Source organism: Mesobacillus sp., from assembly GCF_049588175.1.
In the GTDB taxonomy this organism is placed as follows: Bacteria; Bacillota; Bacilli; order Bacillales; family Cytobacillaceae; genus Mesobacillus.
This window is the reverse complement of the sequence record NZ_JBAVFI010000289.1, coordinates 1-10,618: the sequence shown is the minus strand read 5'-3', so window position 1 is coordinate 10,618 and position 10,618 is coordinate 1. Positions and strand designations below refer to the sequence as shown.

Here is a 10,618-nt window from a genome sequence, read left to right as displayed (position 1 = left end):
CAGGACAACATCTTCACGGTCAGAAGCCGGCTGCATGTAAAACGGTTTTAATGATGTTGGATAATGGGTGATGAAAACAGGCTTTTCATAAGCTTCAGCAATTGCAGTTTCATGAGGAGCACCGAAGTCATCTCCCCACTGGATATCATCAAATCCTTTATCATGCAAGAATTTAATTGCATCATCGTAACTGATTCTTGGGAATGGAGCCTGGATGTTCTCCAGCTTGGATACATCACGACCCAGCGTCTTCAATTCAATTTGGCAATTTTTCACTACTGATTGGACGATATACGATACATACTCTTCCTGAACTTTTAAACTGTCTTCAAAATCGTAAAACGCCATTTCTGGTTCAATCATCCAGAATTCAATTAGGTGACGGCGTGTTTTTGACTTTTCAGCACGGAAAGTCGGACCGAATGAAAATACCTTTCCAAGTGCCATTGCAGCAGCTTCCATGTAAAGCTGGCCGCTTTGGGATAAGAAAGCATCTTCTTCGAAATATTTAGTATGGAATAATTCTGTAGTTCCTTCAGGGGCACTCCCTGTTAAAATTGGCGGATCTACTTTAGAAAATCCTTGCTCATTGAAAAATTCATATGTGGCACGAATGATTTCATTACGGATTTTCATCACTGAATGCTGACGTTTTGAACGCAGCCATAAATGGCGGTGATCCATCAGAAACTCAGTTCCATGTTCTTTTGGTGTAATCGGATAATCAGTTGCCTGATGGATTACTTCAATTCCATTGACTTGCAATTCATAACCTAGAGCTGACCTTTCATCCTTCGTAACTGTTCCAGTTACATAAAGTGAGGACTCTTGAGTGATTGATTTCGCCAGCTGGAATACCTCTTCGGCTACCTCACTCTTAACCACAACTCCTTGAATAAAGCCTGTCCCGTCACGAAGCTGCAGGAAAGCAATCTTTCCGCTTGAACGCTTATTTGCAAGCCAGGCTCCAATTTTAACTTCTTTTCCTTCATATTTATGGACTTCTGCGATTGTTGATTTATTCACTAATTGTTCCCTCCAAAACTAAACAAAGCTGGTAGTATGTATTGTTTTCATTATACATTTGCCCATAGGCTCAGGCAACACTCAAATAAGAAAAGCGCAAGCGCCTTGGTCAGCCCCGACAAGCGCTGGCCGACTAAAACCGCCACGTCCTGTGGCAACGTCGGCACTAGCACATCGTGTCCTTCGAAGGTCCGACCAGTGAAGTCGTTCTTTGACTTCATTGGTCGGACCGAAACCGAAATGTGTAGCCGACTACCCAGAAACGCAGAAACTGGAGACTCCGACAAAGAAGCGTTTTTTGCTTCTGCCTGCGGAGTCGAAGTTTCGGAGTTTCTAGGAGGCGAAACTAGACAAGCGACTCGAGGGGCTAGGCGCTGGAGCTGGACAATTCTCAAAGAGAATATAATACTTTCTTATCTTTTTTGAAAGCGGAGAATCGTTTAGCGACTCTCCGTCTATTTGGTTATGATCGTCTATTTACAAATTGTTGAATCCGGCTGATGGCTTCCTCTAATTGATCTAGGGAAGTCGCATAGGAGAGACGCAGATTATCTGGTGCACCAAACCCGGAACCAGGCACGACAGCAACATTTGCTTCTGTCAGCAATACTTCAGCAAACTCGTCAACATCCTTGCAGCCGCTAATGCGTGCTGCCTCTTTTGCATTAGGGAATAAATAAAATGCTCCCTGAGGCTTGACGCATGAGAATCCTGGAATATCGTTTAATTTAGCATGAATGATCTCAAGTCTCTCTTCAAATGCAGTTCTCATCATTTCTACAGCTTCCTGTGATCCAGAGTATGCAGCTATCGAAGCATACTGTGCAGGAGTTGTAGGATTTGATGTGCTATGGCTTGCAAGGTCGGTCATAGCATTGATGATCTTGCTGTTACCAGCTGCATAGCCAATTCTCCATCCTGTCATAGAATGGGATTTTGATACACCATTAATGATGATGGTTTGCTGCTTTAATTCTTCAGAAATCTCCGCAATAGAAACATGCTGTGTATTTCCATAGATTAATTTTTCATAAATTTCATCTGAAATAATTAAAATTCCATTTTCAAGGCAAACATCGCCAAGAGCTTTCAGTTCTTCCTTAGAGTATACCATTCCTGTTGGATTGCTTGGAGAATTGATGATTACAGCTCTAGTCCTACTGGAGATTTTCTCTTTAAGCTGTTCAGGCGTGATTTTAAAATAATTTTGTTCAAGCCCTTCGACATATACCGGGTTTCCTCCGGCAAGCTTTACTTGCTCTGGATAGCTTACCCAATACGGAATAGGAATGATTACTTCATCACCTTCGTTCAGCAGCACCTGGAATAATGTATATAAGCCATGTTTTGCGCCGTTAGTGACAATAATCTCATTGGGCTTATACTCTATCCCCTGGTCAAGCTTTAGCTTAGATGCAATTTCCTTTTTCAATTCAGGAAGCCCGCCTGAAGGAGTATACTTTGTAAAACCTTCATTCATAGACTTCACAGCAGCATCGATAATATGCTGTGGTGTATTAAAATCCGGTTCTCCTGCTCCGAGTCCAATCACATCTTTTCCCTGAGCTTTTAATTCTTTTGCTTTTGCGGTGATTGCCAATGTTGAAGAAGGAGTGAGTGCTCCCACTCTACTGGCTAACTGGAATTCCATCCCTTTACCTCCCAACTATTTTTACAAACTGCATAGTTACACACTTTCTGTTAGTTTTCGCTCTACGGCACTGTTTTTCAGAAACATAAAAAGTACGGGTACCGCTAGCTGATATGCAAAAAAAAGCGGGTTATAAGTTATCGATAGCCCTCAATTTTTCTCCAGTATCGAAATCTACATAATAATAATTGATTGTATCGTTGTTATTTCGATAGTAAATCTCCCATGCTGGCCTGTCCGTCTTTTGAATCCTGGCCATGCCAAGCCTGACTTCTACAATTTCTTTGGGATTCTTTTCTTCATATAGTTTATTTAAAGCTTCTTTTTTCGTGATTCCATTTTTTGCATTTCTGGTCAGGACTTCACGATTTTTTTCATTGATCCAGACATAAACATCCTCCTGCTTGGAGTTTTTGCCTGTCATTACATAGTAGGTTTCTTCGCCGCTATATAGACTGAACTGACTGAAATCCTTCAGGTTTGTTTCCTCGGAGGCAATTTGTACAGCCTTTTCTTCCGCAGCATTTACCGGTTCGGTGGCATTTAAATATACATTAATCAGAATTCCCGCAATGACAACAATCGTGAGAATACTGAATAAAATCCATTTTTTCACAATAACCCCTTCTTTTATGCAAGCTCTTTTGGTAAGGATTGAGCACAAATTATCATTTTAGTGCCTGGAATCTTTCTGTGCTCACCCTTTATGTACGATAAATTGTAAATACTGCTTTTTCTTTGTCTTCCTGGTCCAGTGCAAGCCCAAACATAAGATCATCATGCTTTAAGGTTCTGTTCAGGGCATCCACAATTTTATATAAATCGGGACTTTGCTGGATTTTTACAGTAGATAAAACTTCGATTTTGCTTTCCATCCTGGAATTCCTCCTCTTGTAACAACAATTTTTGTCATTAATATATAAGTGTATTGTAGGCAATACTAAAATCAACAATACTCATTATATCAGGAGTATAGCATCACTGGTAAGAGTATAACTACCCCTACAAATACATTTCTAGTGCGCACACATGAATGGCTGCACATAAATTGCACAGTTCAGACTGTAGACAAACTCGGAAAATCAAGTTTGTCTACAGCTTTTTTGATTTAATTGATCAAAAAAACTAGTCCTTTATATTTCAATATACTATTAGGTAAACAATATCTATGTTTCCATAAAATACTTTATTCTTTGTTCATAATGGTAATGACATCATAATTCGAATCAGTAAGCTTAATAGTAACAGTACCGTGCTGCTTGGTGAAATATACATCAATCCATGCCTCATGCAGCATTTCTAAAAGTGCTGGATCAGGTTTCTTTGTACTTGATTTGAATATTATGGCAAGCTGGGGATCAAGATGTTCAATTAAAAGGTCGGAAAAAGATCCCTTTTCAGCATATTGTGGGAGCTTGACGATATTGACATTTTTCAGCGGCTTCTCCAGGAATACCTGCTCAGCATTATGACTGGCAGAACGAACATAAAAAATTTGATGATGGAAAAATTCAAACGAAATATCCATACCTTCATTTTCATCGCTGCCATCGTAAATTACCTCAGCAGTCAAGCCAGGCATCAGTTTATGAAAATCACCCTGCACCCAGCGATTAACCTTAACGTCAACCGGAATGACACTTTTTGACAGTGACTGATACGCTGAGGCTCCTGTAACAATCTGCTGAACGTTATACTTTTTAATGTAATGCTCGAGATTTAACTGCCCTTCACTAGATGTCAGGATCACTGTTGATATTTTTTTAACTTTAAATAGGATTAGCAGTCGTTCAAGCTCTTTAACTGTTCCCTTTCCGCCTGTGTTTAAAAGCAAATTTTCACCATTGGCATGCTGTATCAGGGCAGCTTCACCATCACTTAGAGAAAAAAAGGTGAAAGCCGATTCATTTCTTTTCAGGTGGACGTCCACACCCTCTACTTCAACAGGAGCAGAAGGAGATTCAAAAGGTGTATAATACCAATTCATAAATGCCAAAAACGCAAATATCAGCTTCATGTACACTCCTCCAATTACTTCTAGCTATAGAGTGTGTCATTTACCTGAAATTATCATAGCCAATCGTAAATAAATTCCACGATTTCTGATATTGACCCCTTTTTCACTTTCACTTCCGGAATCGACCCTAAAAATGCTTGTCCATATGACGTCGTTAGCAGCCTTCGGTCAAAGATAAAAATCATTCCTCTGTCAGAGGATGTCCGAATCAGTCTTCCAAATCCCTGTTTAAATCTCAGGATTGCTTCAGGCAAGGATAGTTCTGAGAATGGATTGCCTCCGTTTTCCTTTATTAAAGCACACTTTGCTGCTGTAAGAGGTTCATCTGGCGGCGAAAATGGCAGTCTGACGATGATGAGGCAAGAAAGGTCCTCACCCGGGATGTCAACCCCCTCCCAGAAGCTGCTGGTTCCAAATAAAATAGCTTTTTCGAATCTCTTGAAATTCCTTGTCAGCCTCGTCCGGCTTCCCGCGGTAATCCCCTGGGCAATGAGCACGAACTCCTCGAGCAGCCCGCTTTCCTTAATCAAATCATAAGTCTTTTTCAGCATTTCATGGGAAGTAAATAATATTAGCATACGGCCTTTCGTCGCTTCCGCAATGGAGATGATATGCTCTGTAATGGCCGCTACATATTCATCATTTGACACTGATTTAATATCAGGCAAATCATCGGGAACTACTAGTTTCACCTGGGTTTCATATGAAAAGGGTGATGGGATTTGTTTTTCAAGAATCGGTGTTTTGATACCCAATTCCTTTTTTATAAAATCAAATGATTGATTTACTGACAGTGTCGCTGAAGTCACAATGACACTTCTTTTTTTATTAAAAAAAATGTCTGCAATATCATCCGCCACATAAACAGGGCGGGCAAATATAGAAGTAGAATTCTGCAATGCTCGCAAGTCAGCTTCAATCCACCTTACATATTTACTGCTCGTATCGATGAAAACATCCTTGGCTGTCTTTCGAATACCTTCTAAATCAGACTTCACTTGAACGACTTCCTCTAATAAAGCCTGGTGATCCCGCGAGAGCTCCAGGGATATTTTCATTGCTTCATTCAGCCGCTGTCCAAGGGCGCTTTCCAGATCCTTTATTAAGAAATAGAACCTCTCGGCAGTGGTTTTCAATGCTGTCCAAATACGATTGTTATGGTCTGGAGCAAGACTTGTATGGATCTTGCTGCCACTTGACTTAGACTTGCTTGTTTTTCGTGCATACATTCCAGCAAGCTTAAATAATTCGTCTGTTTCATAAACCAGGTCTGCAATAAGCTTATTTATTTCAAACGTATGCATACGGCTCTCTGAATGATCGACGCCGGTTGAACTCATGATTGACTCTAATTTGTAAAAAAGCTGTGTCTGCTCATAATGTCCAAGCTGGTTCAGCAGAAGTCTTACAGCCATATAATCAAGCGATTTTCCAAAATATTTTCCCGCTGCTTTTTCGAATTGATGGCCTTCATCAAGCACGGCATATTCGTATTCAGGTAAAGTTCCGCTGCCCGTTACAATGTCAGCCAATAGCATGGAATGGTTTGTAATTAAAATGTTGGCGCTCTTCGCTTTTTCGAGGGCACTCTTGTAAAAATCATGCTCGTCCCATTGCTTCGTTTGCAGGAACATTGAACGGTCATATTTAATCTTATTCCAAAAAAGCATGCCTCCACTGGACAGGTTAAGTTCATCGAAATCGCCTGTTTCAGTTTGGGTCAGCCAGACAAGAATTTGCATCTTCGTTAAGGCCGTATCGTAATTTTCCTCAACTTCCTTAAGTGACTGCTCAAACCTTGCCATGCTGATGTAATGGCTGCGTCCTTTAATAAGTGCGGTGTTTAACTGACAGTTGAACATAGCTTCAAGCTTAGGAACGTCATTGGATAAAAGTTGCTCCTGCAGCTGAGTAGTATAAGTACTGATAATTACCGGTTTATTGTTTTTCAGTGAATAAATAGCGGCTGGCACCAAGTATCCAAGCGACTTGCCTACTCCGGTACCCGCCTCGATCAGGGCATGCCCCTCCCTAGAAAAAGCCTCATATACTATGTCCATCATTTCATATTGGCCTTGGCGTGACTCGAACTGTACGAATGCTTTGTGCAACAGACGCTGTTTTTCTGCATTTGTCTGCGGATAGTCTACTTTAGCATGAACAGTTTTTTCTGCGGAGATTTTCTTTTTTAATGCTATTCCGCGAAAGACTTCGATATCTTCAGGCAATATTTCAATTGTGCTCTCTTTATGGTTCAGGGCCTCATCAAATAGCAAATGGAGATCACTTTTCAGTCCCTCGGACAGTTTTGCCAGCTCTTTTAATGTAACATGGGGCAGAGTATTCAGAGCCTCTAGCATGATTAAAAGAAGTTCTGCAGTGACATATGCATCACTGTCTGCTTGATGCGGCCGATCATGTCTAAGGTTCTCCTTTGCAGCCAGATCCGTCAATTTAAAGCTGTCAGCTGTTGGATACAGGATCCTTGCCATCTCAACAGTATCAAGTACAGGGCCATAAAATCCTTCACAGCCGGCATTTAATAACTCGTCCTGTAAAAAAGAAAGGTCAAATAATACATTATGAGCCACAAAATAAGCGTCTTTAAGCATTTCTGTAATTTCGGGAGCAATTTCCGAAAATAAAGGCGCATCCTTGACCATCGAATCTGAAATACCTGTAAGTTCTTCAATGAATACAGGGATATCCTGCAATGGATTAACCAAAGAAGCAAATTGGCCAGTAAGCTTACCGTTTTCGATCACAACCGCCCCAATTTGTATGATGCGATCCCCTTTTTTTGGGGAATTGCCCGTCGTTTCTAAATCTATTACAACATATTTTTGGCTCATTCTTTTACACCTCTAACATTCAGTCAAACAAAAACGTAACATAAAAAGAAAAAAAGCGAAAGCAGAATACTGCCTCAGATATAGCTTGGAAGATAACTCTTATTCATTATTTTTCAAAGTTTCCAGCAAGGATATGTATGAAAAAACTCCCGACGAAGCGGGAGTTTTTTTCTATTGTTCATATGAACGGAAAATAACATGTAAAATTGTTGCCTATCAATTGGAATTATTGAAATATCGTTCTTTCAGGTTCTGCATGAAGCATTTCAACAATCTGGTTATTTTCATTCATCAAGGCGACTTTCGGCTGGTGTGTCGCTACCTTTTCTTCCGCCACCAAAGCGTAGGAGATAATAATGACTACATCACCCTCATGTACTAAACGTGCCGCAGCACCATTAAGACAGACTACACCACTGCCTCTTTCGCCAGGAATGATGTAAGTTTCAAAGCGTGCACCGTTATTATTATTTACGATTTGTACTTTTTCATTAGCAACCATACCGACAGCATCCAAAATATCACTGTCAATCGTGATGCTGCCTACATAGTTCAAATTAGCTTCAGTAACTCTTGCGCGATGTATTTTAGCATTCATCATGGTGCGAAACATGGATTGATTTCCCCCTATATAAATTAAGTTATTCTATTTCTAATATAATATTGTCAATCAGCCTAGCTCTTGTAAATCTCACTGCAAGAGCAATAATGATTTTCCCACTCAGTGTTTCCAACTGTTTCAATTCAGGATAAGAATAGATTTCTATATAATCAACTTCTGCATCGCAATGATCAGTTATATGTTTGTTAATCAGCCTGACGATGTTTTGAGGATTTCGCTCTCCGCTCTCAATCGATGCCTTTGCCAATTGAAGACCTTTATTAAGCTCAGGAGCCTGTGTCCGTTCTTCTTTTGACAGATAAACATTACGTGAACTTTTGGCCAGGCCATCATCTTCCCTGATAGTATTCACAGGAACTAATTCAATTGGAAAGTTAAAATCTTTGATCATGCCTTCTACTACCGCAACTTGCTGTGCATCCTTCAACCCGAAATAAGCACGATTAGGCTGGATAATATTAAATAATTTCACTAACACTGTGGCAACACCATCAAAATGTCCTGGTCTTGACTTGCCGCACAGAACATTTGTCCTCTGCTCAACGGTAATCTTATTTGAAGCTTCTTCGGGATACATTTCCTCTGCAGATGGATAGAAAATATAATCGACACCTTCTGCCTCAGCTGTTTTGTGATCCCTGTCAAAATCCCGAGGATAGGCATCCAAATCCTCTGTTGGGCCAAACTGAAGCGGGTTCACAAAAATACTTAATACCAAAATATCATTTTGAGGGCGTGCTGTTTTCATAAGTGACATATGGCCTTCATGCAGATATCCCATCGTTGGTACATATCCGATTGAATGCCCCTGAGCTTTCAAAGCTGTCATTTCCTTCTGCATTTCAGCTATTGTTGTGATGATTTTCATTCTCTTCCTCCATACAATGCCTGCAGTTCCTCTTCCTTCATTGTAAAACTATGTTTATCTTCAGGAAAGGCACGCAGCCTCACTTCCGCTACGTACGAATTCAACCCTGAGGCGATTATTTCATTTACATTTGTATATTGCTTAACGAATTTAGGGACACGCTCTACTCCATAAGTGATAATGTCATGGTAGACGAGCACTTGGCCATCTACATCCATTCCTGCTCCGATCCCAATTGTCGGAATCGTCAAGCTTTCTGATACTTGTTTCGCAAGCTGTTTAGGAACACATTCGAGCACAACAGCAAAGGCTCCTGCCTCTTCACATTTTTTCGCGTCCTCTATCAGTTTCATTGCAGCATCAGCACTCTTGCCCTGTACTTTATACCCTCCAAGTACGCCAACAGACTGAGGAGTCAAGCCTAGATGAGCCATGACAGGCACTCCCGCTCTTGTTAATGCCTTAATATGATCAATGACTTCATCGCCGCCCTCGACCTTCACGGCATTAGCCCTTGTTTCCTGCATGATTCTAGCCCCATTTACAAGCGTGTCTTTGATTGACAGATGGTAACTCATGAAAGGCATATCGACAACAATAAATGTATTGCCAGCCCCGCGCCTGACGGCTTTGGAGTGGTGGAGCATATCTTCCATCGTGACCGGAATGGTCGAATCATAACCAAGCACTACCATGCCTAAGGAATCCCCAACCAGAATCATGTCTGCCTCTGCCTGTTCTGCATGTTTCGCAGAAGGATAATCGTAGGCAGTCACCATGACAATCTTGCTTCCAGTTTCCTTCATTTTTAAGAAATCGGTTGTTTGTTTCATACTCGTTCCTCCTTTTTTAATAAGAGGCGATAAAACAATCCATCATTGCTAGACACAAAAAAGGACCCATCTATGCCAGAAGGACCCTTTGAAGCCATGTACTTGTTTCATCCCTCTGTCCCAGTCCGATATCGGATCCAGGCAGAACTATTTTATTATTTTGAAAGAAATTCAGGTGCAGTTCTTACGATACCGCCCAGTATGATTATAGCAAATGGCTATAATTTTGGCTACTTAACAAAATTATTTATCTATTTGGATATCAGCTGAATAGATATGATGGACTTTACCGCTCGTATCTTCTATTAACAGTACGCCATCCTCAGTAATGCCAATGGCCTTACCCTTGATTTCTCCAGTTAAAGTACGTGCGGTAATTGCCTTGCCAATACTGACAGCATAGCTTTCCCACATCAATTTTATCGGGAAAAATCCTTTCTCTAGATATAGTACATAAAGCTTTTCCAACTTTTCCAGAATTGCTCGGATCAGTCTTTCCCTGTCGACGAAGCTTTGGCCTTCAATCGAAAGAGAGGATGCTATATTTTCAAGTTCAGCAGGGAAGTCCTCTTTCTTTGTATTCACATTGATGCCGATTCCGATAATGATTGAATTAATTCGGTCAGCTTCCGCATGCATCTCCGTAAGGATACCTGTTACTTTTTTTCCGTTAATTAATATATCATTAGGCCATTTGATTTCTGGAAGTAAACCTGTGACTTCTTCGATAGCCTGGACTACTCCTACCG

Annotated in this window: 10 protein-coding genes; all 10 read right to left on the bottom strand. The window is 40.7% G+C overall.

What is annotated here, in order from left to right; genetic code table 11:
* The coding region (asnS, locus tag WB217_RS07065; protein ID WP_423991962.1) for an asparagine--tRNA ligase at positions 1–1,026 on the bottom strand (1,026 nt) is incomplete at its 3' end.
* A gap of 463 nt (positions 1,027–1,489) precedes the next feature.
* A complete protein-coding gene (locus WB217_RS07060) occupies positions 1,490–2,677 on the bottom strand; it encodes a pyridoxal phosphate-dependent aminotransferase (RefSeq protein ID WP_423991960.1) in 1,188 nt (395 codons plus the stop codon).
* A gap of 130 nt (positions 2,678–2,807) precedes the next feature.
* Positions 2,808–3,293 carry a DUF5590 domain-containing protein gene (locus WB217_RS07055; protein ID WP_423991958.1) on the bottom strand — a complete coding sequence of 162 codons (486 nt, stop codon included), beginning with the start codon at positions 3,291–3,293 and terminating at the stop codon, positions 2,808–2,810.
* An 88-nt stretch (positions 3,294–3,381) separates the two neighbouring features.
* A complete protein-coding gene (locus WB217_RS07050) occupies positions 3,382–3,552 on the bottom strand; it encodes a YpmA family protein (RefSeq protein WP_423991956.1) in 171 nt (56 codons plus the stop codon).
* A 311-nt stretch (positions 3,553–3,863) separates the two neighbouring features.
* On the bottom strand, positions 3,864–4,694 hold the full coding sequence (locus tag WB217_RS07045; protein WP_423991954.1) for an ATP-dependent DNA helicase: 831 nt from the start codon (positions 4,692–4,694) through the stop codon (positions 3,864–3,866).
* Positions 4,695–4,747: 53 nt separating this feature from the next.
* The gene (dinG, locus tag WB217_RS07040; protein ID WP_423991952.1) at positions 4,748–7,546 is read right to left on the bottom strand and encodes an ATP-dependent DNA helicase DinG; all 2,799 of its coding nucleotides are present in this window, start codon (positions 7,544–7,546) and stop codon (positions 4,748–4,750) included.
* Positions 7,547–7,772: 226 nt separating this feature from the next.
* Positions 7,773–8,159 (bottom strand): aspartate 1-decarboxylase, encoded by a 387-nt coding sequence (gene panD, locus WB217_RS07035; RefSeq protein WP_335375669.1) that lies wholly within the window; start codon positions 8,157–8,159, stop codon positions 7,773–7,775.
* Between the two features lie 28 nt (positions 8,160–8,187).
* Positions 8,188–9,036 (bottom strand): pantoate--beta-alanine ligase, encoded by an 849-nt coding sequence (panC, locus tag WB217_RS07030; protein WP_423991950.1) that lies wholly within the window; start codon positions 9,034–9,036, stop codon positions 8,188–8,190.
* On the bottom strand, positions 9,033–9,869 hold the full coding sequence (panB, locus tag WB217_RS07025) for a 3-methyl-2-oxobutanoate hydroxymethyltransferase (protein ID WP_423991948.1): 837 nt from the start codon (positions 9,867–9,869) through the stop codon (positions 9,033–9,035). Before panB ends, panC begins: the two co-directional genes overlap by 4 nt.
* Positions 9,870–10,112: 243 nt before the next feature.
* A partial coding sequence (locus WB217_RS07020; RefSeq protein ID WP_423991946.1) for a biotin--[acetyl-CoA-carboxylase] ligase occupies positions 10,113–10,618 on the bottom strand: 506 nt, incomplete at its 5' end.